The organism is Dolomitihabitans soli (assembly GCF_022213955.1).
Lineage (GTDB): Bacteria > Actinomycetota > Actinomycetes > Streptosporangiales > Streptosporangiaceae > Streptosporangium_A > Streptosporangium_A soli.
This window is the reverse complement of the sequence record NZ_JAKNTW010000043.1, coordinates 33,647-60,220: the sequence shown is the minus strand read 5'-3', so window position 1 is coordinate 60,220 and position 26,574 is coordinate 33,647. Positions and strand designations below refer to the sequence as shown.

The window sequence follows — 26,574 nt, the reverse complement described above, 5'->3', positions numbered from 1 at the left end:
GGAATGAGTGAGGCGGCGGAGGTCCATGGTGTCAGCGCTTCTCCGCTCCCACTGGTTGTTCCTCGTCGCGCTGCTCGGCGGGGCGGGGCTGCGGGCGCTGGCCGTGCTCGGTTACCAGCCGGCGCTCTGGTTCTGGGCCGACTCCTTCGCCTACCTGAACGCCTCGCTCGACCCGCGTCCCCTGGAGTCGCGCCCCTCCGGCTACTCGCTGCTCCTGTGGGCGCTGCGGCCGCTGGAGAGCGTCCAGGCCGTCGCGATCGTGCAGCACGTGCTGGGGCTGGCCATCGCCGTCTGCGTCTATCTGGTGCTGCGGCGCAGGACCAGGCTGCCCGGCTGGGTCGCGGCGATCTTCTTGATCCCGATGCTGTTCGACGTGCACCAGGTGCAGCTCGAACATCTGATCATGGCCGACCTGCTGTTCACGTTCCTGGCCGTCGCGGCGGTGACGCTGATCCTGTGGCGGGAGCGGCCTGCGGCGTGGATGGCCGCGGTCGCCGGGCTGCTGCTCGTCGCCGCGACCGTCACCAGGACGATCGGCCTGCCGCTGATCGCCGTGCTGCTGGTGTTCCTGGTCCTGCGCCGGGCGGGCTGGCGGGCCGTGGTCGCGGCGACGCTGACCGCCGCGCTGGGCCTGGGGGCGTACGCCACCTGGTTCAGGGCGGAGCACGGCGACTTCGGGCTGACGCGCAGCAACGTCTTCCTGTGGGCGCGCACCATGACCTTCGCCGACTGCGCCAAGATCGCCCCTCCCCCGGAGGAGGCCAAGCTGTGCCCCCCGGAGCCGACGGCGACGCGCATGGTCCCGCCGATGTACATCTGGAGCGGCAAGTCCCCGCTCAACTCCCCCGCGGCCATGGGGATCGACCGCAACGAGGTGGCCGGGGCCTTCGCCGTCCGGGCCATCCGCGCCCAGCCGCTCGACTTCCTGAGTGCCGGGGCGGCCGACGCGGTGCACATCTTCGACTGGACCCGCTGGGTGTATCCCGTCAAGGGCCCGCAGAGCGCGTACGTCTTCCCCGACTCGGTCAAGCCCTTCTCCGACCAGGCGGCCTCCAAGGACCAGACGGCCACCGAGGTCACCACCGCCTACCAGGGCTCGTCCGGCGCGACGATCATGGTCGAGCCGTACGCCGGGTGGTTGCGGACCTATCAGGAGCAGGGGTTCCTGCGCGGGCCGTTCCTCGGGGCGATCCTGCTGCTCGGTCTCGGCGGTCTGCTGGCGCGCTGGCGCACGCTGGGCGGCGCGGCGCTGCTGCCCTTCGGCGGGGCGGTGGTGCTGCTGGCGCTGCCGCCGTTCATCGCCGCCTTCGACCACCGTTACGTACTGCCCGCCGTACCGCTGGCGTGCCTGGCGGCGGGGCTCGCCTTCGCCCGGCGCAACAAGCCCGAACCGCCCGAACCGCCCGTCGTGGAGACGCCCGCTCCGCCCCTGCGGGAACCGGCCCCGCCGGTTCCCCCGCGCACTCCCCTGTCGTCGGAGGCGATCACCGCGCCGATGCCCGCGGTGGTGGACAGCGCTCCGCTAGCGCCTGCGCACGTGCAGCCGGACCAGCGCCGGCAGCCCGTCGTCGCCGACCGCCCGCCGCGCCCGGCTCACCACTCCCGCGTCCAGCCGGGCGACCAGTCGGCAGACGTCCGTGTCTGGCGCGCAGGAGACTCCGATTCGCAGCCGCTCGTCACCCACGATCCTGACCCCGACCCTGAGCCCTTCGACTTCTTTAAGCCCAACACCGATCATCGCAACCCCTGAGCCGGTCCGCCGCCCGAGGCGGCCCCAGCCGGCCGCGCGCACCAGCCACCGCAACGCCACCATGGCGAGGACGACCAGCAGCAGGGGCACCAGCGGGTGATCCGGTAGCTCGGCGCCGAGCAGGTGGTCGCCGGCGGGCTGCGCGGGCAGCGACCCGCGCCCGCGCAGCAGGCCGTACGCGCCCGCCGACAGAGCGAGCGTGCCGACGACGGCCAGGCCGATCCGGTTGCCCCGGTAGGCGCGCATCTCACGCTCCCGTTCCGCGCAGCCGTACGACCACCTCGGCGCCACCGAGGGCGCCCAGCCCGGCGAGCCGGTCGCCGACCGTGGCCCCCACCTGGCGGAGCAGCGTGCCGGCGCACTCCGCCTCGGTGACCACGGAGATCTCGATCTGCCCACGCACCAGGCGAACCCGCGCGTGGTCCACGCCGTCCACCGACTCGGCGAGCGTCCGCAGCGTACGGCACAGCCCCGCGCGGGTGAAGCCGATCACGATCAGCGGGTCGGCGGTCTTCACCGGGACCAGCCTGGACCTGCCGGGGATCAGGGCGGCCGCCAGCAGCACGAACCCCAGTACGGCCAGCCCGCCGGCCGCGCACTGCACCAGCGGGTCGGACCAGGCGCGGGTGGCGGCGACGGCGGCCAGCCGCTCGAACGGCACGATCCCGAGCGGCGCACCCATGACCTCGCTCACCGCCTCGGCGGCCAGCAGGGAGAGCACCGCCGACAGCGGCACCGCGACGGCGAGCCCGGCCGGGGTGCGGGGGCGGCGCAACACCTTCGTGTCGACGGGCGCCCTGGCGGGGGCGGGGGCGGCGTCCTGGACTGATGTCATCACCCTGGCAGGGTTATCGCGGGAGCGGCGCGAGTGTGGCCGCCGAACCGCCCGTTTGCACGATCCCGGGGGGTGCCTGGCACGAGAATTTACCGCCGAGACCAACACGAGCTATGCTCACATTCATTGCGGCGTTACGCTGCGTCCATGGATGACCGCGAGCGATACGATCGGGCCACCGCGGAGCTCTCGCCACCCTTCGCCGTCGTCGATCTGGCCGCACTCCGCGCCAACGCCGCCGATCTGGCGCGCCGGGCGAACGGCAAGCCGATCCGGGTGGCGAGCAAATCGATCCGCTGCCGGGAGGTGCTGTCGCGCGTCCTCGCGATGGAGGGCTTCGAGGGCGTCATGGGGTTCACCCTGCCTGAGGCGCTCTGGCTGGCGAGTACCGGAGTGCGCGACGTCCTGGTCGCCTATCCGACCGCCGACCGGCACGCGATCGCCACCCTGGCGGGGGACGCCACGGCGGCCGACGAGATCACGCTGATGATCGACTGCATCGAGCACCTGGATCTGATCGATGCCGCGGCGAGGACGGTCCCCGCCCGCCAAGAGATCCAGATATGTCTGGATATCGATGCTGGGTTCGTCACGCTCGGCGGCCGGTTCAGGGCCGGGGCCAGACGCTCCCCCATCCGGTCGCCGGACCAGGCCGCCGAGCTGGCCGCCGAGGTCGTCAGGCGGCCCGGCTTCCGGCTGACCGGCCTGATGGCCTACGAGTCGCAGATCGCGGGCGTCGGCGACGACCCGCCGGGCCGCCCCGCCCGCGCCCGCGCGATCCGCCTGATGCAGGCGAGGTCACAGCACGAGCTGATCGTCCGCAGGGGCCGGATCGCGCACGCCGTACGGCAGGTGGCCGACCTCGCGTTCGTGAACGGCGGCGGCACCGGCAGCGTCGAGAAGACGGTCATGGAGAAGGCGGTGACCGAGGTCACCGCCGGCTCCGGCTTCTTCCATCCCCGCCTGTTCGACTTCTACCGCGGCTTCGACGGCCGGCCGGCGGCGGTCTTCGCGCTGCCCGTCGTGCGGCGTCCGGGGCCGGGGGTGGTGACCGTGCTCGGCGGCGGCTACCCGGCGTCGGGCTCCCCCGGCCCGTCCCGCCTCCCGCAGCCCTACCTGCCCGCCGGGCTGACCTACGACCCCGAGGAGGGCGCGGGCGAGGTCCAGACTCCGCTGCGCGGGCTCGCCGCCGACGACCTGTGCCTGGGCGACCGCGTGTGGTTCCGGCACGCCAAGGCGGGCGAGCTCAGCGAACGGTTCGAGACCTTCCACCTGATCGAGGGCGAGGAGATCGTGCGAACGGCCCCCACCTATCGAGGCGAGGGCCGCACGTTCCTGTGACCACCCCCGAAGCCCCGGCCGAACCCACGCCTACGGCCCCCGCCAGGGCGAGGACCGCACGTTCCGGTGACCGCTCCCGGCCGAAGCCACGCCTACGGCCCCCATCAGGGCGAGGACCGCACATTCCCGCGACCATCCCCTCGGCCGAACCCACGCCTACGGCCCTCACCCCGCCCACCAGGGCGAGGGCCGTACGTTTCGGTGACCGCTCGCTCAGAAGCCGAGGTCCAGCTCACGCCAGCGGCCGCAGTCGCTGGTGCGCCAGGCTCGGGGATTGGTCTGGCAGACCTTCACGCGTAGCTGGACGACGTCGTCCTCGTCCCACTCGAAGTAGCGCGAGCCGCCGGAACCACAGTGCTTGTAGCGCTTGATCCGGCTCCAGTCGTCCTCGTCCTCGTCGAGGAAGACACCCTCGAAGATGACATAACCGCATTTACCGCCCCGCGAGGCGGATCGGAAGTCGCGGTCGTGGATTCGCCCCGACACCTCCACGGTGTTGCCGTCCTCGTCCCCGTCCACCGCGAGATCCCCTCTGGCATAGGCCAGGCGGTTACGTGAGTAGTAGCGACCCCAGGTGTCCTCGAAGTCGGCGGCCCCCTGTGCTGTCGCACCCGCGCTCGCCGGAGCCGTGGTCGGCGCGGCGAGTGCCGCCGGGGCCATGGTCAGCGTGAGCGCCCCCGCGACCACGAACCCAAGCGTTGTGCGGATCGTCCGATTCATTCGCTTTCCTCTCCTTTTCGCACCCACCAGTGATGCTCAAGGATCGGAAGGCCCCGCACATGAGTAGCCCCTTACTCAGTGGCGGGACCGGTACTCACCTGCGACGCCGGCGCCACAGCAGGACCGCCGCGCCGACCACCAGGACCGCGCCCACGCCGATCAGGACCGGCGCGAGATCGCGCATCGGGTCGCGTTCCTCCCACAGGTCGTCGGGCTGCGCCCCGAACGCGGCCGTGCCCGGTCCGTCCACCCCGGCGCCGGGCCTGTCCCCGCTCACGTCCTCGACCAGGTCGCCGACTTTGTCGCCGACCATGGCCACCAGGTGCTCGGCGTTCGCCTTGGCCCTGGCGACGCCGCGCTGGACGACCCGCTTGGGGCTCACCCTGTCGGCGATGGCGTCGACCGTGCGCGCGAGATCGGCGCGGGTGCTCTCGATCCGGCGCTCCAGCTCATCGGGATCGGTGTCCGCCATGGCTCTCCTCTCGTCGCCCCTGACGTCGATCAGTCTGTCAGGTGTGACGGGCGCACGGCACGCTGGGCAGGCCGGTAAGTTGATCCGGGAACCCATTGCCGTGCCAGCGAGGCCGCCGGGCGAGCCGACGACGGGCACGCCCCGGCCCATGAAGGAGGACCCGTGGCTGACGACAGCAGGCTTGAGCCAGGCGACGCCGCACCGGATTTCACCCTGCCCGACGCCGACGGCGCCGACGTGTCGCTCGACGCCTACCGCGGCAAGCGGGTCATCCTCTACTTCTACCCGGCCGCGATGACCCCCGGCTGCACCAAGCAGGCGTGCGACTTCCGCGACAACCTGGGCGAGCTGGCCGACGCCGACTACGTGGTGCTCGGCGTCTCGAAGGACAAGCCCGCCAAGCTCGCCAAGTTCGTCGAGCGCGACGCGCTGACCTTCCCGCTGCTGTCGGACCCCGAGCTGGAGGTCCACAAGGCGTACGGCGCCTACGGCGAGAAGTCCCTCTACGGCAAGAAGGTCACCGGCGTCATCCGCTCGACCTTCGTCATCGACGCCGACGGGAAAATCGACAAGGCCCTCTACAACGTGAAGGCCACCGGCCACGTGGCGGCCCTCAAGAAGAAACTCGGCCTTTCCTGAATCGCCTCGCATTCATAAACGAATAAGTGCCGGCGATTCCCCTGCAGACGTGGCGTCGCCTCCCCGCGACCCGGCCAGACCTCGCGGACCTGCGACAACGATAACCGGGATGTCACAGGGGGACCCAGCCTGTAAGATCTGAATGCCCGATCGGCGTCGAACGCGCCAACGAGGTCCGGCCCGACAACTGAATACGAATTCCTGTTCCTCCGCCCCTGCTGGGCGAGGAAAGGCGGGGCCGTAGTCCAACGGCAGGAGACGCATGACTTAGGATCATGACAGTGTGGGTTCGAATCCCATCGGCCCCACCATTCGCCAGCCGGCGAACCGGACCCTGAAGACAGGACCGCAGCCGGCACGGACCGCAACGTGCCCTCTGGTAGCACTAGCCGCTCTTCGTACGCATCTCGCGCTCTAGCGGCCGCCCTCGGAGAGATTGGGCCGCGCGACGCGTCCTCTTCGCCGCGCGACCCGGCATCGTTACGATCCGTCGGCCACAGATCTCCCTTTACCCGCCCCTCGGAAGGAGCGCTCCCGATCACCATGGTGTTCTACGAGGTGTAAGGACCGCGTAAACAGGGTGACACCTGCGACCTGAGTCGTATCCCGAACTCAGCCTCCAGACGGAAGGCGGGCGCCCGGCGGATACATAGGGTTGGCATGTGTTCGGGAGCCTGCGCGCCTGGGGCGAGCGCCATCGCGTGATCGTGGACGTCCTGTGGGTGTCCCCGATCGCCCTGTTCTGCCTGCTCGGCATCGCCTCCTACACGTCCGGGGAGGGGGCGCCGAGCGTCTGGGGCTACCTGGTCCTCTCCACGCTGCTGATCGCGCCGCTGGTGTGGCGGCGGGAGCGGCCGCGCGAGGTGTTCGCGGTGGTCTCGCTGGTCAGCTTCGGCCAGTGGCTGGCGGGGCTGGACCCCGCCACGGCGAACGTCTCCGTGCTCATCGCGATGTACGCCGTGGCCGCCGGCTGCCGGCTGCGCTGGGCGGTCGCCGCCGGGCTGGTGGCGGAGCTGGGCCTGGTCCTGGTCATGTCCCACTGGCAGACCCTGTCCCCGGGATCCTTCGCCAGCGGCTCGATGTTCGTGGTCGCCGTCTGGGTGACCGGGATCTACGCCAACACCCGGCGCCGTTACCTGGAGGAGCTGGAGGAGCGCGCCGACCGGGCCGAGCGGGAACGCGACCAGCAGGCCAAGATCGCCGCGGCCACCGAACGGGCCCGGATCGCCCGCGAGCTGCACGACGTGGTGGCGCACAACGTCAGCGTGATCATCGTCCAGGCCGACGGGGCGGGCTACGCCATGGACACCGATCCCGCCCAGGCCCGCGCCGCCGTACGGACGATCTCGGCGACGGGGCGGCAGGCGCTGGCCGAGATGCGCCGGCTGGTCGGAGTGTTGCGGCAGGACGACACCGCCACGGAGGAGTACGCGCCGCAACCGGGCCTGGCTCAGATCGAGGAGCTCGTCGAACAGATCCGGGGGTCGGGGCTGCCCGTGGGCCTGAAGATCACCGGTACGGCGGGGGCCGTCCCCGAGGGAGAACAGCTCACCGTCTACCGCATCGTGCAGGAGGCGCTCACCAACACCCTCAAGCACGGCGGGCCGGTGGCACGGGCGTCGGTGGAGCTGGTCCTCGGCCCGGCCGAGATCACGCTGCGCGTGGTGGACGACGGCAGGGGCGCGTCGGCGTCGCGCGCCGGCCAGGGTCACGGGCTGGTGGGCATGCGCGAGCGGGTGGCGATGTACGGCGGGCAGCTGGACGCGGGGCCCCGGAACGGCGGCGGATTCCAGGTGTCCGCCCGGCTGCCCGTTCCCCGCTCGGACGTCACCAGGGCCGCGTGACCGCACATGCCGGCGGAGAGGATCGAGCGGTGATACGCGTCATGCTCGTCGATGACCAGCGGTTGCTGCGCGCCGGGTTCCGGATGGTGCTGGGCGCGCAGCCGGACATCGAGGTGGTGGCCGAGGCCGGCGACGGGGCCGAAGCCGTCGAGCTGGCCGGCCGGATCCCCGTCGACGTCGTGCTGATGGACATCCGGATGCCGCTGATGGACGGGGTGGAGGCCACCCGCGCGATCCGCGCCCGGCCGGACGGGCCGAGGGTGCTCATCCTGACCACGTTCGACCTCGACGAGTACGCCTTCACCGCGTTGCGGGCCGGCGCGTCGGGGTTCCTGCTGAAGGATGTGCCGCCGGCCGACCTGGTCAGCGCGATCCGGTCGGTGCACTCCGGCGACTCGGTGGTGGCCCCGAGCACGACCCGCCGCCTGCTGGACCGCTTCGCCGTACATCTGCCGGACGGGCGGGAGCGGCAGGAGGGCCGGCTGGCGTTGCTCACCGCCCGGGAGCGGGAGGTGCTGGTGCTGGTGGCGCGGGGCCTGTCGAATACCGAGGTCGCCGCGCGGCTGACGCTGGCGGAGGCGACGGTGAAGACGCATCTCGGGCGGGTGCTGGCCAAGCTGTCACTGCGCGACCGCGCGCAGGTGGTCGTGTTCGCGTACGAGTCGGGGCTGGTGGTTCCCACGGATCGGCCGAAAGGCTGACCGTCGGCTACCGCGGAAGTCGCACCTGCCCCTTCCGTATCCTCTCCGGGCCGCACCACAAGCCCGTTCCGGAGGCCCATGAATCACGTCGTCCCCGGTCATAGCGTTGCTCTCACCAGTCGACGCACCACCGAGGAGAGCAGCCGTGACCCTTACCGAAGTCCGCAGAGCGGCACCGGACGCCGTGGTCGCCAGAGGACTGACCAAGGTCTACGGCGAGGGGGACGCGGCCGTGCACGCCCTGCGCGGGGTCGACGTGACGTTCGCCACCGAGGCGTTCACCGCGATCATGGGGCCCTCCGGCTCGGGCAAGTCGACGCTGATGCACTGCCTGGCGGGGCTCGACACCGTCTCCGGCGGCTCGGTGCACATCGGCGACGTGGAGCTCACCGGCCTGGGCGACAAGCAGCTCACGATGCTGCGCCGGGAGCGGATCGGGTTCGTCTTCCAGGCGTTCAACCTGCTGCCCACCCTCACCGCGGAGCAGAACATCCGGCTCCCCCTGGAGATCGCCGGACGGCAGGCCGACCAGGTCCTGTTCGACAGGGTCATCGACACCGTCGGCCTGGGCGACCGGCTCAGGCACAAGCCGGCCGAGCTGTCGGGCGGTCAGCAGCAGCGGGTCGCGGTGGCCAGGGCGCTCATCAGCAAGCCTCAGGTGATCTTCGCCGACGAGCCGACCGGCAACCTCGACTCCCGCAGCGGCGCCGAGGTGCTGGCCTTCCTGCGCACCTCGGTGCGCGAACTGGGCCAGACCATCGTGATGGTCACCCACGACCCGCTGGCCGCGTCGTACGCCGATCGGGTCGTCTTCCTGCACGACGGGCTGCTGGTGAGCGAGCTGTCCCAGCCGACCCCACAGTCCGTGCTCGACACGCTGCTGACGTTGGAGGCCTGAGGTGCTGAGGACGACTCTGGCCGGGCTGCTGGCGCACAAACTGCGTCTCCTGCTCACCTCGGTGGCGATCGCGCTGGGCGTCGGCTTCATCGCGGGCACGTTCGTGCTCACCGACACCATCGAGGCCGGGTTCAGCCGTTCCTTCTCGGCCGACGCGGACAGGGTCGACGTCGCGGTCACACCCGGCGACGGCGGCAAGGGCGAAGAGCGTCCGACGGTCTCCCCCGCCCACCTGGCGAAGGTCCGCGCGGTGCCCGGCGTGGCCGCCGCCGAAGGACTCGTCAGGGGTACGGCGGCGCTCGTCGGCAAGGACGGCAAGACGGTGGGCGACCTCCCGACCACCGGCGTCTCCATCCACCAGGGCAAGCTGAACCGCAGCACCATCACCAGCGGCACGGCCCCCCGCACCGGGCAGGCCGTACTCGACGAGAACACCGCCAGGATCCGCGGCTTCGCGGTCGGCGACACGATCTCGGTGCTCGACAGCGCGCGGAAGACGCGTTCCTTCGCCCTGGTCGGCCTGTTCGACGTGGGTGTGGACCAGCAGCTCGCCTACACCGGAGCGGTCGGGTTCGACCCGGAGACCGCGCGGGAGATGACGGGCGAGAAGGGTTTCGTCGAGCTGGACGTGCTCGCCGCCGACGGCGTCGCCCCGGACCGGCTCAGGGATGCGGTCGCCGCGGCGCTCGGCAAGGGATACGAGGTCAGGACAGGTGAACAGCTCGCCGCCGACCTCGCCGCGGCCAACGGCGCCAACAGCCGGCTGCTCACCGTGGGCCTGCTGCTGTTCGGCCTGGTCGCGATGTTGGTCGCGGCGCTGGTCATCTACAACACCTTCACCATCCTCGTCGCGCAGCGGGCCAGGGAGATGGCGCTGCTGCGCTGCATCGGAGCCACGAAGCGGCAGATCTTCGGCTCGATCGTGCTCGAATCGGCGGTGGTCGGCCTGATCTCCTCGGCGCTCGGCCTGCTGGTCGGGCTGGGCCTCGGCGCGGGAGCCCTCGCCGTACTCGACGCGATGGACGTCTCCCTGCCGACCGGAACCGCCGCACTGGCGCCCAGGACGATCGTCATCGGGCTGGTCCTCGGCCTGCTCGTGACGATGGCCGCGGCGCTGCTGCCCGCCCGCACGGCCACCCGGGTGGCGCCGATCGCGGCGCTGCGGACCCAGGTGGAGGAGCACACGTTCCGGACGGGGATGGTTCGCGCGATCTTCGCCGGTCTCTTCCTGCTCGGCGGCCTCGGCGCGACGGTGGCCGGCCTCGTGATGGATCCGGGCGAGGTGGCGTTGCTGGTCGTGATGGGCGGCGGCTGTCTCACGTTCCTCGCGGTGGTGGTGCTGGGGCCGATGATCGTCAGGCCGCTGAGCGCCTTCGCCGGCTGGCTGCCCGCCAGGCTGTTCGGGGTGCCGGGCCGGCTCGCCGTGGCCAACTCGCGGCGCAATCCGAAGCGGGCGGCGACGACCACGATCGCCCTGACCATCGGCGTGACGCTGATGACGCTGCTGTCGGTGCTCACCGGCAGCATCAGGATGACGTACGGCAGCCAGCTCGACGAGCAGTTCCCCGTCGACTTCGTGCTCGCCACCCAGGAGGGCGACTCGACGATGCCGCACTCCATCGCGGCGGAGCTCCGATCGAGACCGGAGCTGGCCTCCGTGGTGCAGATCCGCGGCGCCGAGGCCAGGCTCGGCGAGGACCGCGTCGACGCCGGCGCCTTCGAGGGCCCGTTCGACGTCACGACCGTGTCCGGGTCGATGCGCGGTTTCACCGCGGGCTCGGTGGCGATGGCCGACCGTCTCGCCGAGGAGCGGGCGGTCAAGCCGGGCGACCAGGTGGCGCTGACCACCCCGAAGGGAGGCACGGTCGCGCTCAGGCTGGTGGCGGTCTATGACGGCTCCGCCTCACGGATCCCGCCGCTGCTGGTGCCCGTACCGGCCTTCGAGGAGTACTTCGGCGAGGTGGGTGACGCGCAGATCATGGTCAACGTGGCGGACGGCGTCGCCGCCGACCGGGCGCGCGTCGCCGTCGAGGCGGCCGGGCAGGCGTATCCGACGGTGCGGCTGCTGAGCTCGACGGAGCTCAGGAGCGAGTTCGACCAGGCCATGGACAGCCAGCTGATGGTCCTGGCCGGGCTGCTCGGGCTGGCGATCCTCATCTCGCTGCTGGGCATCGCCAACACGTTGTCCCTTTCCGTCCATGAACGCACCAGGGAGTCGGCGTTGCTGCGGGCTTTGGGCCTGACGCGTCCCCAGCTTCGTAGAATGCTGACTGTGGAGGCTCTGGTACTGGGACTCATCGGGGCACTGGTCGGTGTGACGCTGGGCGTCGTGTTCGGCTGGGCCGCGATTCAGACCATGGTGGCCGATCCGCTGTTCGACCTCCCGGTCCAGCAGGTGTCGTCGTTCGTCGTGCTGTCCGGCCTGGCCGGGGTGGTGGCCGCGCTGCTGCCCGCCCGCCGTGCCGCCAGGGCGTCGATCGTCGGCTCGCTGGCATCGGGCTGATCAGCCTTGCGCGGGCCCACGGCGAGTTGCGGCCACCCGTGTCCGGGGGTGGTGGTGGGCCCGCGCGAGGTGACTGTGCCGTCCATCGCGGAAGCCGTCAATCACGGACACCGTCTATCGGGGACACCGTCTATCGGGGACGGCGGCCCGGCCACTGGTCGGCGACGGTCTCCGGGCTCAGCAGGGGGCGGATCATGATCTCGCCGGTGGCGGCGTCGATCACCACGCAGCCGCCGCCCACGACGGTGGGCAGCACGCTGGGATCGTCGGGCTCGTCCTCCTTGGCCCAGGCGACATATCCGTCTTTGAAGCTGTAAACCGAGACCTCGTGGGCGTCGTCCAGCGGGCGGACCCCGTTGAAATACTCCTCGGCGATCGCCCGCGCCTGCTCCAGGTTCACCGGCGACGCCCCTCCCGGTCGATGGCCACGCAGAACACCCCGGTGACCGTGTCGTAGGGCGGCTCGACCGCCATGTGCCCCCGCTGGGCGTCGATCCAGATCACCTCGCCGCAGGAGTTGACCGCGTTCCAGGCGTGCGAGCCGCCGCCCGGCCACCGCGTCACCAGCACCGCCGCCGCGCCGTGACCACCCGCGAGCAGCCGCTGAGCGATCGGCGTGTACGCCCGCCGCCCCTGGCCGACATACTCGAACCGGTAGCCCAGCCACTGCTCCGCCCTGGCCACCCCCGCCGTCTCACCGGTGAGCAGCGGACGGCCCGCCGCGTCGTACTCGGGCTGCCGGGGAGCCGCCACCGCGGGCTCCCCGTGCCAGGTGGACAGCACCGCCAGGGCGCAGTCGAGCGCGTTGGTCGCACGGAACGGATCATCGACGGGGCCCTCCCCGTTGATCAGCCGGATCCAGGTCCCCCGCGGATCGGGGAACCTCCTGGGCCCGCCCTCCTGCGCCTCGGGCACGGCCCGGTCGATGTCGTGCTGAGTCTGCGGGTCCGGCCTGGCGAGACCGCCCGGCTCGCCGTACGGCCTGGCGCCGGCCAGCGGCGGCGGGCGGTTCGCACTGTCGAACCAGTCGGCCCTGGCCGGCTCCGTGCCCGGCTCCTGGCCGGGTTCGAAGACGGCGGCCTCGGCGGCCAGCTCGTAGTCGCGCCATCGGCGCCCGTCGGCGGTGACGACGGGGTTGTAACCGCCCTCAGGCAGGCTCCATGGAGCCCGCCGCCCGGCAGAGACCGGATCATGGAACACGCACGTCCCTCCTTCACCGCACAGAACGCCGATGGTAGGGGGACGGGTACGGGGAGGAGGCGAAGTTTGCCAGATCCTCCCCGTCCGCGTCAGGTGATGACCGACGGAGCGACTTCTCCGTCGCCGCCCCAGACATCCTCGTCCTCGGAGAGCCAGGTGGAGCGCTCACGCTCCCCACCGCCCTCACCGCCGCCCGCGCCGCCCATCGGCATGAACGGCATGCCGCCCATTCCGGGCGCGCCGCCTGCCGCGCGCGTTCCGAGCCCGTTGGCGCCGCCCAGACCTCCGGCGCCCGCGCCGTAGCCCGCCGTGCCCCCTCCGGTGCCCGTGGAGCCGAACCCGTTGCCCGTGGGTCCCAGCCCGGTCCCGGTCGAGCCGTTGTAGCCGGTATTGCCGAGGTTCGGGTTGCTCAGCGTCGAAGGATCGTATCCGGCGAGATCGGTCGAGCGGGAGTCGCCCAGCTTCGGGTCCGGCATCGTCGAGTTCGGAGAGTTCAGCCCGGTGCCCTGAGGGCTGCTGGAGTCGTTGAGGTTGGGGTTCGGCAACTGGCTGTTGCCGCCTGGCCCGTTTCCGCTGAGGTCGGGGGTACTGGCCTGATCAGTACCGCTCTGGCCGGAGTTCCCCAGTCCGGGCGGGTCGCCGATACCGGTCGGATCGGGCAGGCCCTTGGGATCGGGCAGGCCCTTGGGGTCGGGCAGGCCGGAGTTGTTCAGGCGCGGATCCGGCAGGCCGCCGGCCCCGCCGAACGGATCACCGCCGCCCCCCACCCCGCCTGTCGGGCCGCCCTGCGGGATGTCGCCTCCGGTGGGCAGGTTGGAGTTGGTGAGATCGGGTTTGCCGCCGGGGGTGACCTTGGGGAACTCGGTGACCAGTTCGTCGGGCAGTCTGTGGTACAGGGTGACGATGTGGCCGTTGATCTTCTGCAGATACTTGGCCGCCTGCTCGTTCTCCGAGTCCCAGGTCCAGCCACCGCCACCGGCCCAGCCCCACATGCCGTTGTCCCAGGTGGCTCCGCCGAGCCCGTTGTCCAGGGAGCCGCCGTTGTTCTCCCGCAGGAGCTGGGCGTAATCCTTGAGCACGTTGCCGATGACGCCCGCCTGCCTGCCTATCTGCATCGCCGTACCGTGCAACTGCCGCAGGGCTTCGATGTTGCGCTTGGCCGCGTCACCCGCCCAGTTCTCGGAGAGCGCGACGGCGACGGAATGCAGTCGCAGGGCCAGCCCTTCCTCGCCACTGAGCAACTGACCCGCCCTCAGGTAACTCTCCGCGGCGGAGTCGAGCTCGGCGGGGCTGGTCTCGGAGAGCCACTTCTTGATCTGGTCGATGCTGTTGTAGCTGCCGCTGTCCCCGTGGGGGACGACCCCTCGCTTGATCCGCTTGAGCGACAAGTCGCTGGGCACCAACTCGCCCACGTCCACCTCCTACCGTCACCAGGCGCAAACGATGTTCAGGCCTGCTCTTTGCCGCCGTTGCTGATCTCGCCTTGGTCGTACCCTCCGGCCCCGGCCCGCACGGCGGCGATGACGCCCTCACAGCGCGTCACGAACTCGGCGTAGCCGGTGTGGATCGCCGTATAGCCGTCTGCGAGGACCTTGTGGAGGTCCTGCGCCGCATCCCACTGCCCGACGTGCTCCGCGCTCACGTTGCAGTACTGCTCCATGTGCATGACGGAGCCGCTGCCGACGCCTTTGACCGGCACCAGGTCCTCTTCCAGGGAGGTGGCGATGGTCTTGAGCTTGCCCCGTTTGACGTCGAAGCCGTTGGCGTCCTGGGCCACCGGCCACGACGGCGGGCCGTACTCACCTGGATTGTGCTCCGCCATGGTTATCTGCCGTCGAACATGTTGACGTTGGCCTGCTCGGCCTTGGTGAAGTTCTCGCGGCCGATCTCGATGGTTCCGCCGAGCTGCTGGAGCACCGCGGCCATCCGGCCCGACGAGGCGTCCCACTTGACGCGGGCCTGGAGGTAGGCGTCGCGGGCGTCGCCTTCCCAGCCGGCGAGAAGCTTGTCGAGCTCCTCCTCCAGCGTCTGGAGTGTGCTCTCCAGGGCCTTCCACTGGAAGGCGAAGTCTCCGGCCGAGCGGTCCATCTGCCCGAAGTCGACCAGTGTGCGGTCGATGTCTCCACCACTCATGATGACCTCCCCTTCAGTGGTTGATCTGCGCGGTCAGGCGGTTGGTCTGGGCGGCTTGGTCGGCGTGCGTGTTCACGTAACGCTTCTCGATCTGCCCGAGCTTGCTCGACAGGACCACCAGCTCGTTGATGATGTTGCCCATCTCGGTGCGCCAGATGCCGAAGACGCTCTCGAAGGATCGGGCGGAGTCACCGTCCCAGCCGGCGCGCAGCTCGGCGGTGTGCGCTTCGAGCTTGTTCTTGATATTGGTGATCGTGCCCGCGGCGATGTCGGTCTTGTCGCCGGCATCCCGCAGGTTTGCGTGCTCCGCATTGGTCCGAACCATTCAGGCCACCCTCCCTAAGGGTTAGATACCGCCACATTAGGATCTTTGACCTTATTGTGCACAACTGTTACATGTCGTGTCAGTAACAACCTGAGGTATCGCCGATAACTCTGTCAAGGACGCACCTGTACGGGGGTGCGAGCAGCCACCGGATCGAGGGCGGGCCCCTCCGGGACCAGGCGCAGCAGATGGGCCGGCAGCGGCGCGACGTGCTCGGCGCCGAAACCCAGTTTCCCCAGCAGTTCGGGGGCCGTGACGGCGAACTTCCTGCCCTGGTCGGTGATCAGTGAGTAGGGGCCGACCGCGCCGAGCTGCCCGTCTCCCGGCAGCAGGCCCACCAGGGCCGCGCCGCCCGGCGGGAACAGCACCTGGTCGAAGTGGTCCTGGTCGCCGCCCGCCCGCTTGGGGGCCGGGATCGGCTGCCGGGACCCGACCGTGAGCTTCGCCTGCGTCGAACCCTTCTGGGTGTCGGCGTAGACGGCGCACAGCGGCTCGGTGGGGGCGGGCGAGACGATCTTCGGCATGGTGCCGGGCAGACCGCCGCTGCCCAGCCGGGTACGCGACTGCGCCGCCGCGTTCGCGGTCGCCGCGTCGATCTCCACCGGGAGGACCGCGGCCTTGCCGTACGCCGACTTGCTCGCGGGGTCCTGCAGCAGCAGGGTGGCCTGGGTGTGCGAGATCGGGGCGAGCCCGTCCTGCATCAGCACGTACCACCTGGCCTCGGCGCCGGCCAGCGCGGGCACCGTCACGATCTGGCCGACGCCACGCTGCCGCCCGTCGGGGCCGCGCACCTTCCGCCCTCGGTCGGAGATCGCCGGCGGGACGAAGTCGGAGCCGATCGGCAGCGCGTTGAGCCAGGTCGCCGGCACCTTCCTCGGCTGCTGCGCGCCCGTGACGGCACGCACCCGCGCCGCGGGCAGCCGCATCCTCCGGTCGGCCCAGATCACCCACGTCTGCTGCCCGTCGTCGAGCACCATCGCCCGCTCATCGCCGACCCGGCTGCCGCCGACGTCGCTCCCGCCGATCAGGGAGACGTACGGCTTGCCCGCCTTGTCCTCGACCACACAGGCGGACCAGGGGGCGCGGACGAGCTTGTCGGGGGCGGGCAGAGAGGTGGGGGCGCCGGGGATGCCGACCAGCTCTCCCCGGTTGAGGCCGGCCAGCGAAGCCGACGACACCGTGCGCACCTTGACCTCGGCGCTGTCGAGGAGCAAACGCGCGGAGGCGTAGTTGGCGACCGGGAGCAGCTTGGCCTCGGCGGCGCTGTAGACGTAGGTCGCGCCGGTCTCCTCCTCGACGATCAGCGTGCCCGGCTCGGTCAGCCCGGTCGACCCGCCCGGATTGAGCAGGCCGATGATGCCGAAGACGGCCGCGACCAGGACGGCGACCAGAAGGCCGCAGAACATCGCCACGTTGTGCCGGCGCATGAGGGGCTCGGGAACATCGGGTTCGCCTTGGGCCAGGGCCATCCCGAGGCGCTGCATCATCAGCCGATGCGCCTGGTAGAGATCACGCCGAGTTTGCACGGCACCTCCGTCTCGTCCCGCGACAGCATAGGAGCACCGGAGGTGAACACTGATCAAGGTGTCGGTGAACAACACCGGGAGAGCCGTCTCACGGGCCGTCTGGACTGGTAGGAGATAACGCGAAGGCAGTAGCGAGCACGGAGGCGGCGTGACCCAGGAGAAGTACGTCACATCCAAGGCGATCGCCGGGATCCAGCAGGAGATCGAGCTCGACGTCATCCCCGCGGTGCAGGCCGTCGCCAATATGATCGACACCACCGTCCTGAGCACCCCCGGCTGGGGCGTCCTCGGCGAGCTGGCGATCGGAATCCGGTACAGCGCCGTGCAGGACGACGTGGAGGACAAGTTCGAGGAGGCCATCACGGTGCTGGACTCCTGGATCAAGATGCTCGACACGGCCAGGTCCAACTGGCGCACCGCCGAGGACCAGTCGTCCCTGGTCGTCTACAAGTGATGGCCATCGATCCCGGCGTGCTCAGCGCCAACCTCTTCCGGCAGAAGGCCGCCCTCCAGGCCAGAACGGTCCTAGCCGGGCTGCAGCGGGTGGCGGGCGTCTCCCATCCGCTGCTCGCGGGCGTCGCGGTCGCCTCAACGGCGGTCGCCAACGTGCCCGGCATGTCAGACATCTACAACAACTGGGAGGGGATCCACTCCCGCCTGGACAACACGGTGAAGGCGTTGCTGAACAACCTGGCCACGAAGAACAAGGAGGGCTGGATCGCCGACGACCGGGACGCCTTCAGCGACGCGGTCGAGCGCTTCCAGCAGGCGGTGGAGAGTCTGCGTGGTTATGTGAAGACCATCGCGAGCATCGTCGACGACATCGGTTCCGCCTTCCGGACCTACTGGGTGACGGTCGGGGAGATCCTGACGGTCCTGCTGTCGGGAGTCGCCATCGCGCTGGGGATGCTGGCCACGCCGTTCGCCCCCAAGGGATACCTCCTGCTGCAGATGCTGGGCCAGTGGGGCGCGACGCTGATCGCCGTGACCACCGGCATGCTCGCCAAGGCCGTCACGGGGATCGTCGCGGGCACCTCCCTGCTCCTCGGCGGCAAGGCGATGATCCAGCTGTACCACCTCGCCCCCACCGGCGACGCGGCGGTCGACTTCACCAAGGCGCGGATCGACACCAAGGACCTGCCGACCTACCAGGAGCCGAGCCGGCCGAACACGCTGCCCCCGCACACGGGGTTCGAGTGGGTGGCGCCCAAGCAGGAAAAGCCGGAGCCGTACAAACCATGATCTCGGGGAGTGACCTTGCACGACTTCGATCCCGGTAACTTCCAGATCGAGGACCTGGAGCGGATGGCCCGCGAGGGCGAGGCCGCCATCGACCGCCTGAGCGGCGTCTTTGCCGAACTCGACACCGTGACCGGCGAGGGTGAGGGCGCCGGCGGTCTGGCCCGCGCGGTCGTCGACGGCACCGGGAGGATCAAGGAGATCTCGCTGGAGCCCCGCATCATGCGGATGGACAGCGCCGGCATCGCCGAGGCCGTGACCGAGGCCGTGCGGACGGCCCAGGAGGACGCGGCGAAGCGGAACGAGGAGTTGCTGGCCACGGTCATGGGCGGCGAGACCCCGTCGCTCGACCCCGCCAGGATCCGCGAGCAGTTCGCGGAGATCAACGACTCGTTCACCGAGTCGCTCGACGACCTGACCCGCCGTCACCGCATGTGAACCGGCCCCGGCTCAGACGTCACACACCGGCCTCCGCCCAGGCGTAAACCAGGCGTCATCCGCTCAGACGTCACATGCCGTCAGCCGCTCAGGCCGCGTACCCAGGCGTAGACGTCGAGCACGCCGAGGGCCAGCGGGAACATAGCCATGATGAGCACGAAGTCGAGCACGTCGCCGGCCCTCCCCCAGAACGGGGTGGGCTTGTGCTCGGGCAGGTACAACCCCATGCCCGCCGCCAGCGCCACCGCCCACAGCAGGCCGAGCACGGTGAGCAGGGCCGCGATCTGGCCGGTCGCCGCCAGCGAGACCGCGAACACGATCAGCCCGATCAGCCCGGCGCCCAGCAGGAAGACACGCTGCCCGATCCCGTTGAAGACACGCGCCCGCAGCAGCAGCGCGACGGCCACCACCAGCACCGACGCGCCGCTCGTCCAGCCGGGCGCGCCGATCAGCAGGACCACCGCCACCACCGCCACCAGCGCGATCCCGGCGATGAGACCGGTGGCGAACCGCTCGGCCACCACGGCGCGTCGTTTGACCTCGGGCCCGTCGAGTTCCTGGTTGTCGCTCCTGAGTTCCTCCGCGTTGGCCGGCATCGAGGGCAGCGGCAACCGGGCGAGCCGGAAGGACAGCGTGGGGATCAGCGGCGTGCACGCCAGCACGACGCCCACGGCCACCGCGGCGGCGCCGGCCGCGGACGCGTCGAGGAACATCACCGAGGCCGACCCCGCGGCGCCCACCATGGCGGCGAGCGTGACCCCGAAGAAGTTGGGCAGCCCGTCGGCGACGGCCCACCCGGCGACCGTGGCGACCATGGCCGTGACCGCGCACGCGGCCAGCAGGTTGGGCGCGCCGAACGCCAGCACGCCGACCGGCCTGGCCGGCGTGAACAACCCCGCGAGGAACGCGTACGGCAGGGCCGCGTACCCGATCGCGGCGCCCGCGCCCGAGTCGCCGGCCGCCCGGGACAGCGCGGCCCCGCCCGCCACGGCCAGGAGCGCGAACACACCGGCCGCCGCGCCCGGCAGGGTCCACGGCGGCCCGCCGAGGACCAGCGCGACCGCGCCCGCGACCAGGAGCGCGACCGCCGCCGTCAGTCCCGCCGTGCGGGTGTGCCGCGGCTGCCAGCGCCCCGATCGTTCCTTGATGCCGGTCGCGATGGTGTCCGCGACGTCGTCGAAGACGGCCTCGGGCAACTCGGAGGCGCGTGGCAGCAGGTAGAGGATCTCCCCGTCGCGCACCTCGAGCGCGGCCAGGCTGGCGCCCGCGTCCAGCGCCGGCCCGCCGACCCGTTGCAGCACCCATCCGGAGGAGGCGCCCCCGGGATCCCGGCCTGCCTCGCCCGCCGCGGCGAGCAGGTTGGGCAGCAGGTGGGCCAGCGGAAGGTCGGAGGGCAGCGCCAGATCGACCCTCTTGGTCGGTGTCACGATCGTGACGCGTGACGGGGCGATCCCCGCCAACGGCGACACCGGAGGCAACGAGGTCGTCGCGGGCACCAGGGTCATCAGGTCATGTCCTCAGTCGCAGGGGTCAGTCGCAGTGTTCGAGCGGGCTGTCGTACTTCGCGGAACCGATCGACCCGCCCCATTTGACGCAGACCTTGACGGCGGACGCGCGGACCGGCCCGGCGTAGTAACTGAAGTTACCCGAGTCGCCGGCTTGGGCCTTCCCCTGCACCTGCAGGTAGGCGCTCACGGGCGACGCCTTGCCGATCGAGGTGGCCTTCATGGTGGCCACGCAGTTCTTGCCCGCCGCGGCGCTGTAGAGGAGGTAGACGGTGCCCGCCCCGCTGAGGGAGGCGGAGTCGATCCGCTTGTAGCCGGAGCCGCAGACCTTCTCCGGAGTGTGCGGATTGACGTTGGGGTTGGGCTTGGGGGTGGGGGTGGGGTTCGTGACCGGGGGGGTGCCGCCACCGCAGTTCTTGGAGGTGGCGGAGCCGGACGGGTAGCCGAACCGCCGGCCCGCGAACGTGGCGGGCCGGACGTTGCCCGGCCAGGAACCGGTGGAGGCCCGGACCTCGTAGTGCAGGTGCGCGATCATGCCCTTACGCGACGGCTTGGTGGTCCTGCCGACCGTGCCGATCGTCTGCCCCTGCCGTACGGTGGCGCCGGCGCCCACGCTGCGGCTGTTGAGGTGCGCGTAGACGGTGTCGAGCCCGCCCGAGTGCCTGATCTTGATGACGTTGCCGAAGCCGTCCTTGCTGCCTCGGTGCTCCGACATCACGACCGTGCCCGCGGCGGCGGCGACGACCGTGTCGCCCAGGTCGCCGTTGGGCGAGCCGCCCCGGTTGAAGTCGATCTCCCAGTTGGTCCGGTGCGCGGAGCTCGAGGTGGTGCCGGTCCAGGTCTGGTTGCAGGGGAACGGCATCTGGAAGGCCGGCGCCGCGGCGGCGGCTTCACCGGTGCCGGCGAGACCTGCTCCGGCGAGTGACGACACGCCGAGGGAGAGAGCAGCGAGAATATGCATGCGCGGAAGACTCGCACTATCCCAACCGAAATGTCTAGATCGTTTCCGTAGTGTTCACCAGTCGAGCCGGCGCGTTTCGATACGGTGTGTCGGGACGGGACATAACCCTGATTAGCGGACATGTGGAGTGAAGTGGGCATAGTCGTGGTCCGGCGTCCGGAGCGCCGCCCCCCTCCGGCGCCGCCGCGTGGCGAAATCCTGCTGGAGTCACCCCCGGAAGTGCCCGAACCCAGCCCGGCCGGCTTCATGCAGGTGCTCACCTATCTGCCGATGGTGGCGGGCGGCGCCGCCATGGGCCTGATGTTCACCGCCGGCGGCAACGCCAACCCGATCATGTACGTCGCCAGCGGCATGTTCGCCTTCTCCATGATCGGCATGACGCTGGGCCAGCTCGGCCGTACCTCCGGCGAACGCAAGCAACGCCTGAACGGCCTGCGGCGCGACTACTTCCGCTACCTCTCCCAGATCAGGAAAAAGGTACGGCGAGCCGCCCGCGGCCAGCGGGAGGCGCTGCGCTGGAGCGGCCCGGAACCCGACTCCCTGTGGTGCCTCGCCCTCGGCCCGCGCCTGTGGGAACGGCGAGCCAGGGACGACGACTTCGGCACGGTCAGGGTCGGCACCGGCACCCAGCGGCTCGCCGTACAGCTGGTTCCGCCCGACTCCAAGCCCGTGGAGGACCTCGACGCGATGGCGGCCGGGGCGTTGCGGCGCTTCGTCCGGGCCCACTCCACGGTGGACGAGTTGCCGATCGCCATCGCCCTGCACTCGTTCGCGCGGATCCTGCCGTCCGGTGACCCGGCCGCGGTTCGCGACCTGGTCCGGGCGATGATCGGGCAGCTCACCGTCTTCCACTCCCCCGACGACATGCGGGTGGCCGTGTGCGCGAGCAAGGAGTGGATGGCGCACTGGGACTGGGTGAAGTGGCTGCCGCACGCCCTGCACCCGGAGCAGACCGACGCGGCCGGGCCGGTCAGGCTCATGTCCGACAACCTAAGCGATCTGGACAAACTGCTCGGCGGCGAGCTGAAGGACCGGGCGCGCTTCAAGCCGGGCGCGTCGGCCGAGGCCATGCCGTACCACGTGGTGATCATCGATGGCGGGCACGTGCCGCAGGACTCGCAGCTCGGCGCCGACGCGATCGAGGGGGTCACGGTCATCGACCTCACCGGGACGGCGACCCCGGCCGACGAGCAGGTGACGCTGCGGCTCCGGGTGAGCGATGAGTCCTTCAGCCGGATCAAGATGGACCACGCGGGCAAGGAGCTCGCGACCACGCTCGGCCGTCCGGACCGGCTCTCCTTCCCGAAGGCCGAAGGGCTGGCCAGGCAGTTGGCGCCGCTGCGCGCCTCCACCTCCAAGGGCGGCGACACCCAGGACGTGCTCGCCGCGAACACCACCCTCACCGACCTGATCGGCGTCGGCGACCCCCGCAAACTGGACACCCAGGCGCTGTGGCGCTCACGGGCGCCGCGCAACCGGCTGCGGGTGCCGATCGGGCTCGGCGCCGACGGCCGCATGGTGGAACTGGACATCAAGGAGTCGGCGCAGGGCGGCATGGGACCGCACGGGCTGATCATCGGCGCCACCGGATCGGGCAAGAGCGAACTGCTGCGCACCCTGGTCCTCGGCCTGGCGCTCACCCACTCGTCGGAGATCCTGAACCTGGTGCTCGTCGACTTCAAGGGCGGCGCGACCTTCCTCGGCCTCGACTCGCTCCCGCACGTCTCCGCGGTGATCACCAACCTGGAGGACGAGCTCCCGCTGGTCGACCGCATGTACGCCGCGCTGCACGGCGAGATGGTGCGGCGCCAGGAACTCCTGCGGTCCTCGGGCAACTACGCCTCGCTGCGCGACTACGAGCGGGCCAGGGAACAGGGCGCGTCGCTGGCCCCGATGCCCACCCTGTTCGTGGTCCTCGACGAGTTCAGCGAGCTGCTGTCGGCCAAGCCCGAGTTCATCGAACTGTTCGTGATGATCGGGCGGCTGGGCCGTTCGCTGGGCGTGCACCTGCTGCTGGCCTCCCAGCGTCTGGAGGAGGGCCGGCTGCGCGGGCTCGACACCCACCTGTCCTACCGGATCGGCCTGCGCACCTTCTCGGCGATGGAGAGCCGGGTCGTGCTCGGCGTCACCGACGCCTACGAGCTGCCCTCCGCCCCCGGCAACGGCTACCTCAAGTTCGACACCACGGGAATGACCAGGTTCAAGGCGGCCTACGTCTCCGGCTCCTACACGCACGAGCAACGCCCCGAGCGCCGCGGCCCGTCGGAACAACGGCAGATCGTGGCGTACAGCCCCGCCCTGGTGCCCGACCTGACCCCGCCCTCCGAGCAGGAGGAGCCCGCGCCCATCGAGTCCAGCAGGGACAACCTGCTCGATCTCGTGGTCCGCCAGCTCGACGGCCAGGGACCCCCCGCGCACCGGATCTGGCTGCCGCCCCTCGCCGAGTCGCCGCCGCTGAACGCCCTGCTCCCGCCGCTGAGCATCAGCCCGAAGCACGGCCTGACCACCGCGAGCTGGGACGGCAGAGGACGGCTGCACGCCGTGCTCGGCATCGTGGACCGGCCTTTCGACCAGCGCAGGGACCCGCTCTGGGTCGACCTGTCCGGCGCGGCGGGCCACCTCGGCCTGGTCGGCTCGCCGCAGAGCGGGAAGAGCACCCTGCTGCGCACGCTGATCTCCGGGCTCGCCCTGACCCACACCCCCCGCGAGGTTCAGTTCTACTGCCTGGACTTCGGCGGCGGCTCGCTGGTCTCGCTGGAGGGCATGCCGCACGTGGGCGGCGTGGCCAACCGGCTCGACAGCGACCGCGTGCGCCGCACCGTCGCCGAGGTGTCGGGCCTGCTGCAGCAACGCGAGCGGGAGTTCGCCGAACGCGGCATCGACTCCATCGCCACCTACCGCCGCCAGGTCGCCGACGGGACCATCGCCGGGGACGACTTCGGCGACGTCTTCCTGATCGTCGACGGGTGGCTGACCATCCGCCAGGACTTCGAGACGTTGGAGCCCACCATCACCGATCTCGCGGCGCGCGGGCTCGGCTACGGCATCCACGTCATCGCCGCCACCAACAAGTGGTCGGAGTTCCGCGCGGCGATCCGCGACCTGTTCGGCTCCCGGCTGGAGCTGCGCCTCGGCGACACCTACGAGTCGGAGGTCAACAGGAAGGCCGCGAGCGCCGTCCCCGAGGGGTTCCCCGGCCGCGGCCTGACCAGGGACGGCCTGCACTTCCTCGGCGCGCTGCCCCGCATCGACGGCCTGCACCAGGCCGACGACCTGTCGGTGGGGGTCAGGAGCATGGTCGACGGAGTCGCCGAGGCATGGCAGGGGCCGCTCGCCCCCCGCGTACGGCTGCTGCCGGCCGTACTGCCCGCGGAGACCCTCCCGGGGCCCGAGCAGACCGGCACGCGCATCCCGATCGGGATCGACGAGGCCACGCTCTCCCCGGTGACCGCCGACTTCGACGCCGACCCGCACCTGGTCGTCATCGGCGACAACGAGAGCGGCAAGTCCAACCTGCTCCGGCTGGTGGCGGAGTCCGTCGTGGCCAGGCACACGCCGCAGGAGGCGCGGCTGGTCGTCATCGACTACCGGCGGGCCCTGCTGGACGCGGCCTACACCGAGCACCGCATCGGCTACGCCGCGTCCAGCACCGCCGCCGGTGACTTCATCAAGGAGTTGTGCCAGTCGCTCATCCAGCGGCTCCCGCCCGGCGACCTCACGCCCGAGCAGCTCAGGTCGCGAAGCTGGTGGAAGGGCTCCGACATCTACGTCATCGTCGACGACTACGACCTGGTCTCCACCGGCTCCAACCCGCTCGCCCCGCTGCTCGACCTGCTGCCGCAGGCCCGCGACATCGGCCTGCACGTCGTGCTCGCCCGGGCGATGGGCGGGGCGGGACGCGCGCTGTTCGACCCGGTGATGCAACGGCTCAAGGACATGGCGTCCCCGGCGGTCATCCTGTCGGGCCACAAGGACGAGGGCGTCCTGTTCGGCGTCCGGCCGCATCCGCTGCCGCCGGGACGAGGCTATTTCACCGACAGGAGGTACGGCTCGCGCCTGGTGCAGACCGCGCATCTGCCGGCGCAGACCGAATCCGAGACACCCACCGGAGATGAGAGATGAGCACCCTCGACTTCAGCCTGGAAGCCCTCAACCGGCTGCGCAGCTCCGTCAGCACCCGTGGGGGAAACCTCAGCGGGCTGGCCGACGACTACCCGCACGCGGACGTCGCCTCCTCCCTCTTCGGCAAGCTGGACAGCTCCGCCACGCTCGCCACCGCCGTCAACGGCATCGAGGACGCCATCGACGACGAGCTCACGGCGGCCGGCAGCAAGCTGGGCGGCGTCGAACGCGCCCTGGACACGGTGTACGGCAACATCCGCTCGGTCGAGGACGTGCGGATATGAGCGCCTCCGACGAAGCCTCGGACGACAGTGTCACGATCGGCGCGTTACCAGGCGGCAGCGACCTGCTGGCCGTGCTGGAGAAGGTCAGCGGCGAACCCGAGACGATCCGCGGCATCGCCACCCGCTGGCGCACGACCGCCGGCTCGGCCGTCGAGCACCTCGGCTACGTCGGCGCGTCGGTGCGCGGCGTGGACACCGCGTGGAACGGCGCCTCCGCCGACGCGTTCGTCACCTACATGGGCAAGTACGGCAAGGCGAGCGACGCCCTCTCGGGCGCCCTGGCCGACTGCGCGACGTCGCTCGAAACCGCCGCGGGCGCGCTGGAGACGGCGAAGACGGCCATCCGCGGCATCTGCGTCACCCTGATCTCCGCGGCTGACGGCCACCGGAACGCCAATCCCGGCGCCACCGAGGAAGAGCTGCGGCCCGGTCTCGCCAACCTCGTCAAGGACGCGGTCGGCCAGGCCAAGGAACACCTGCCGGCCGTGGAACTGGCCGTGAGCAACGCCCAGACGGCCATCGCCAAGCGCGTCGGCGAGATGCCCCAGCGTTTCAGCGCCATCCCCATCGCCGGCGACCAGTCCTTCCTGCCCGGCTCCGGCAAGCCCTTCGAGTGGATCCCGGTCCCGCCCGCGGAGGGCGGCACCGCGGCGCCCCCCACCAACGGGGGCGGGGCCAACGGGGGCGGGGCGGGGTACGGCTCCAGCGGCCCGCCGCCGACCGGCGGGGTACGCGCACCCGACGACCAGGTCGCCGCCTGGATCGCGGAGGCGATCAAGATCCTGGAGGCCAAGGGGTACTCGGCGGACGACATGGACCCGGACGACATCTGGCTGGCCATCCGGCACGAGTCGAACGGGAACCCGAACGCGATCAACAACTGGGACTCCAACGCCGAGGCCGGCATCCCCTCCAAGGGCCTGATGCAGACCATCGACCCGACGTTCAACCGGTGGGCGCTCCCCGGGCACGGAGACATCTACAACCCGGTGGACAACATCCTCGCCGGGGTGCGCTACGCCATCGACCGCTACGGATCGGTCTCCAACATTCCGGGGGTGGTCGGTTACAAGAACGGCACGGGCTACGTGGGTTACTGATCTGAACCGGCTGTTAACACGGCGGTAGCAGCGGCTGC

The 26,574-nt window shown here is 70.8% G+C and carries 25 protein-coding genes and 1 tRNA gene; 14 read left to right on the top strand and 12 right to left on the bottom strand.

The window, feature by feature from the left end:
* The first annotated feature begins 25 nt into the window (after positions 1-25).
* The gene (locus MBA17_RS45700; RefSeq protein WP_238504910.1) at positions 26-1,750 is read left to right on the top strand and encodes a hypothetical protein; all 1,725 of its coding nucleotides are present in this window, start codon (positions 26-28) and stop codon (positions 1,748-1,750) included.
* Positions 1,751-1,997: 247 nt separating this feature from the next.
* Here MBA17_RS45700 and MBA17_RS45695 read toward each other — a convergent pair whose 3' ends face one another.
* Positions 1,998-2,585, bottom strand: coding sequence for a DUF6286 domain-containing protein (locus tag MBA17_RS45695; RefSeq protein ID WP_238504984.1), 588 nt, complete (start codon positions 2,583-2,585; stop codon positions 1,998-2,000).
* 147 nt (positions 2,586-2,732) lie between these two features.
* Here MBA17_RS45695 and MBA17_RS45690 point away from each other — a divergent pair, with 147 nt between their 5' ends.
* The gene (locus tag MBA17_RS45690) at positions 2,733-3,926 is read left to right on the top strand and encodes an amino acid deaminase/aldolase (RefSeq protein WP_238504908.1); all 1,194 of its coding nucleotides are present in this window, start codon (positions 2,733-2,735) and stop codon (positions 3,924-3,926) included.
* Between the two features lie 213 nt (positions 3,927-4,139).
* On the opposite strand, the gene MBA17_RS45685 is transcribed toward MBA17_RS45690, so the two are convergent.
* A complete protein-coding gene (locus tag MBA17_RS45685; RefSeq protein ID WP_238504907.1) occupies positions 4,140-4,646 on the bottom strand; it encodes a hypothetical protein in 507 nt (168 codons plus the stop codon).
* 94 nt (positions 4,647-4,740) lie between these two features.
* On the bottom strand, positions 4,741-5,118 hold the full coding sequence (locus MBA17_RS45680; protein WP_238504906.1) for a DUF3618 domain-containing protein: 378 nt from the start codon (positions 5,116-5,118) through the stop codon (positions 4,741-4,743).
* Between the two features lie 162 nt (positions 5,119-5,280).
* Here MBA17_RS45680 and bcp point away from each other — a divergent pair, with 162 nt between their 5' ends.
* From bcp to MBA17_RS45650, 6 genes are all read left to right on the top strand, one after another.
* On the top strand, positions 5,281-5,757 hold the full coding sequence (gene bcp / locus MBA17_RS45675; RefSeq protein ID WP_238504904.1) for a thioredoxin-dependent thiol peroxidase: 477 nt from the start codon (positions 5,281-5,283) through the stop codon (positions 5,755-5,757).
* A gap of 234 nt (positions 5,758-5,991) precedes the next feature.
* A tRNA-Leu gene (locus tag MBA17_RS45670) sits at positions 5,992-6,068 on the top strand.
* Positions 6,069-6,419: 351 nt separating this feature from the next.
* Positions 6,420-7,601: a sensor histidine kinase gene (locus tag MBA17_RS45665; RefSeq protein WP_238504897.1), complete on the top strand. Its 1,182-nt coding sequence runs from the start codon at positions 6,420-6,422 to the stop codon at positions 7,599-7,601.
* Positions 7,602-7,642: 41 nt separating this feature from the next.
* A complete protein-coding gene (locus tag MBA17_RS45660; protein WP_238504895.1) occupies positions 7,643-8,302 on the top strand; it encodes a response regulator in 660 nt (219 codons plus the stop codon).
* 145 nt (positions 8,303-8,447) lie between these two features.
* The gene (locus MBA17_RS45655) at positions 8,448-9,200 is read left to right on the top strand and encodes an ABC transporter ATP-binding protein (RefSeq protein ID WP_238504893.1); all 753 of its coding nucleotides are present in this window, start codon (positions 8,448-8,450) and stop codon (positions 9,198-9,200) included.
* Between the two features lies 1 nt (position 9,201).
* On the top strand, positions 9,202-11,703 hold the full coding sequence (locus tag MBA17_RS45650; protein ID WP_238504892.1) for an ABC transporter permease: 2,502 nt from the start codon (positions 9,202-9,204) through the stop codon (positions 11,701-11,703).
* 130 nt (positions 11,704-11,833) lie between these two features.
* On the opposite strand, the gene MBA17_RS45645 is transcribed toward MBA17_RS45650, so the two are convergent.
* The 7 genes from MBA17_RS45645 to eccB all read right to left on the bottom strand — a co-directional run bounded on the left by MBA17_RS45645 (position 11,834) and on the right by eccB (position 16,887).
* Positions 11,834-12,103: a PepSY domain-containing protein gene (locus MBA17_RS45645; RefSeq protein ID WP_238504888.1), complete on the bottom strand. Its 270-nt coding sequence runs from the start codon at positions 12,101-12,103 to the stop codon at positions 11,834-11,836.
* Entirely contained in the window at positions 12,100-12,903 is an 804-nt protein-coding gene (locus MBA17_RS45640; RefSeq protein WP_238504886.1) for a toxin glutamine deamidase domain-containing protein, read from the bottom strand. The genes MBA17_RS45645 and MBA17_RS45640 overlap by 4 nt, the downstream gene beginning before the upstream one ends.
* An 89-nt stretch (positions 12,904-12,992) precedes the next feature.
* On the bottom strand, positions 12,993-14,315 hold the full coding sequence (locus tag MBA17_RS45635) for a WXG100 family type VII secretion target (RefSeq protein ID WP_238504878.1): 1,323 nt from the start codon (positions 14,313-14,315) through the stop codon (positions 12,993-12,995).
* Between the two features lie 35 nt (positions 14,316-14,350).
* Complete coding sequence (locus MBA17_RS45630) at positions 14,351-14,725, bottom strand: hypothetical protein (protein ID WP_238504870.1); 375 nt, start codon at positions 14,723-14,725, stop codon at positions 14,351-14,353.
* A 2-nt stretch (positions 14,726-14,727) separates the two neighbouring features.
* A complete protein-coding gene (locus tag MBA17_RS45625) occupies positions 14,728-15,036 on the bottom strand; it encodes a WXG100 family type VII secretion target (RefSeq protein ID WP_238504869.1) in 309 nt (102 codons plus the stop codon).
* Between the two features lie 13 nt (positions 15,037-15,049).
* Complete coding sequence (locus tag MBA17_RS45620; protein WP_238504867.1) at positions 15,050-15,361, bottom strand: WXG100 family type VII secretion target; 312 nt, start codon at positions 15,359-15,361, stop codon at positions 15,050-15,052.
* A 113-nt stretch (positions 15,362-15,474) separates the two neighbouring features.
* On the bottom strand, positions 15,475-16,887 hold the full coding sequence (eccB, locus tag MBA17_RS45615) for a type VII secretion protein EccB (protein WP_238504865.1): 1,413 nt from the start codon (positions 16,885-16,887) through the stop codon (positions 15,475-15,477).
* Positions 16,888-17,035: 148 nt separating this feature from the next.
* Between eccB and MBA17_RS45610 the strand changes: the two genes are divergently transcribed.
* From MBA17_RS45610 to MBA17_RS45600, 3 genes are read left to right on the top strand one after another with little or no spacing between them, the layout of a single operon-like run.
* On the top strand, positions 17,036-17,341 hold the full coding sequence (locus MBA17_RS45610; protein WP_238504860.1) for a hypothetical protein: 306 nt from the start codon (positions 17,036-17,038) through the stop codon (positions 17,339-17,341).
* Positions 17,341-18,129, top strand: a complete 789-nt coding sequence (locus MBA17_RS45605; protein ID WP_238504849.1) for a hypothetical protein — start codon at positions 17,341-17,343, stop codon at positions 18,127-18,129. Before MBA17_RS45610 ends, MBA17_RS45605 begins: the two co-directional genes overlap by 1 nt.
* 9 nt (positions 18,130-18,138) lie before the next feature.
* On the top strand, positions 18,139-18,564 hold the full coding sequence (locus MBA17_RS45600) for a YbaB/EbfC family nucleoid-associated protein (protein ID WP_238504847.1): 426 nt from the start codon (positions 18,139-18,141) through the stop codon (positions 18,562-18,564).
* Positions 18,565-18,644: 80 nt separating this feature from the next.
* On the opposite strand, the gene eccD is transcribed toward MBA17_RS45600, so the two are convergent.
* Both eccD and MBA17_RS45590 read right to left on the bottom strand, forming a co-directional pair.
* Entirely contained in the window at positions 18,645-20,069 is a 1,425-nt protein-coding gene (gene eccD, locus MBA17_RS45595; RefSeq protein WP_238504846.1) for a type VII secretion integral membrane protein EccD, read from the bottom strand.
* 25 nt (positions 20,070-20,094) lie between these two features.
* The gene (locus tag MBA17_RS45590; RefSeq protein WP_238504845.1) at positions 20,095-21,030 is read right to left on the bottom strand and encodes a M23 family metallopeptidase; all 936 of its coding nucleotides are present in this window, start codon (positions 21,028-21,030) and stop codon (positions 20,095-20,097) included.
* A 132-nt stretch (positions 21,031-21,162) separates the two neighbouring features.
* Between MBA17_RS45590 and eccCa the strand changes: the two genes are divergently transcribed.
* From eccCa to MBA17_RS45575, 3 genes are read left to right on the top strand one after another with little or no spacing between them, the layout of a single operon-like run.
* Entirely contained in the window at positions 21,163-25,152 is a 3,990-nt protein-coding gene (gene eccCa, locus MBA17_RS45585) for a type VII secretion protein EccCa (protein ID WP_238504844.1), read from the top strand.
* A complete protein-coding gene (locus tag MBA17_RS45580) occupies positions 25,149-25,436 on the top strand; it encodes a hypothetical protein (RefSeq protein WP_238504843.1) in 288 nt (95 codons plus the stop codon). Before eccCa ends, MBA17_RS45580 begins: the two co-directional genes overlap by 4 nt.
* The gene (locus MBA17_RS45575; protein WP_238504842.1) at positions 25,433-26,536 is read left to right on the top strand and encodes a transglycosylase SLT domain-containing protein; all 1,104 of its coding nucleotides are present in this window, start codon (positions 25,433-25,435) and stop codon (positions 26,534-26,536) included. Before MBA17_RS45580 ends, MBA17_RS45575 begins: the two co-directional genes overlap by 4 nt.
* The last annotated feature ends 38 nt before the right edge of the window (positions 26,537-26,574 follow it).

Coding starts and splice junctions, on each gene's coding strand:
- MBA17_RS45630 (WP_238504870.1), bottom strand. CDS start 14,725: ATGGCGGAGCACAATCCAGGTGAGTACGGCCCGCCGTCGTGGCCGGTG.
- MBA17_RS45700 (WP_238504910.1), top strand. CDS start 26: ATGGTGTCAGCGCTTCTCCGCTCCCACTGGTTGTTCCTCGTCGCGCTG.
- MBA17_RS45660 (WP_238504895.1), top strand. CDS start 7,643: ATGCTCGTCGATGACCAGCGGTTGCTGCGCGCCGGGTTCCGGATGGTG.
- MBA17_RS45590 (WP_238504845.1), bottom strand. CDS start 21,030: ATGCATATTCTCGCTGCTCTCTCCCTCGGCGTGTCGTCACTCGCCGGA.
- MBA17_RS45575 (WP_238504842.1), top strand. CDS start 25,433: ATGAGCGCCTCCGACGAAGCCTCGGACGACAGTGTCACGATCGGCGCG.
- MBA17_RS45605 (WP_238504849.1), top strand. CDS start 17,341: ATGGCCATCGATCCCGGCGTGCTCAGCGCCAACCTCTTCCGGCAGAAG.
- MBA17_RS45580 (WP_238504843.1), top strand. CDS start 25,149: ATGAGCACCCTCGACTTCAGCCTGGAAGCCCTCAACCGGCTGCGCAGC.
- MBA17_RS45620 (WP_238504867.1), bottom strand. CDS start 15,361: ATGGTTCGGACCAATGCGGAGCACGCAAACCTGCGGGATGCCGGCGAC.
- MBA17_RS45685 (WP_238504907.1), bottom strand. CDS start 4,646: ATGAATCGGACGATCCGCACAACGCTTGGGTTCGTGGTCGCGGGGGCG.
- eccD (WP_238504846.1), bottom strand. CDS start 20,069: ATGACCCTGGTGCCCGCGACGACCTCGTTGCCTCCGGTGTCGCCGTTG.
- MBA17_RS45680 (WP_238504906.1), bottom strand. CDS start 5,118: ATGGCGGACACCGATCCCGATGAGCTGGAGCGCCGGATCGAGAGCACC.
- MBA17_RS45695 (WP_238504984.1), bottom strand. CDS start 2,585: ATGACATCAGTCCAGGACGCCGCCCCCGCCCCCGCCAGGGCGCCCGTC.
- MBA17_RS45625 (WP_238504869.1), bottom strand. CDS start 15,036: ATGAGTGGTGGAGACATCGACCGCACACTGGTCGACTTCGGGCAGATG.
- MBA17_RS45690 (WP_238504908.1), top strand. CDS start 2,733: ATGGATGACCGCGAGCGATACGATCGGGCCACCGCGGAGCTCTCGCCA.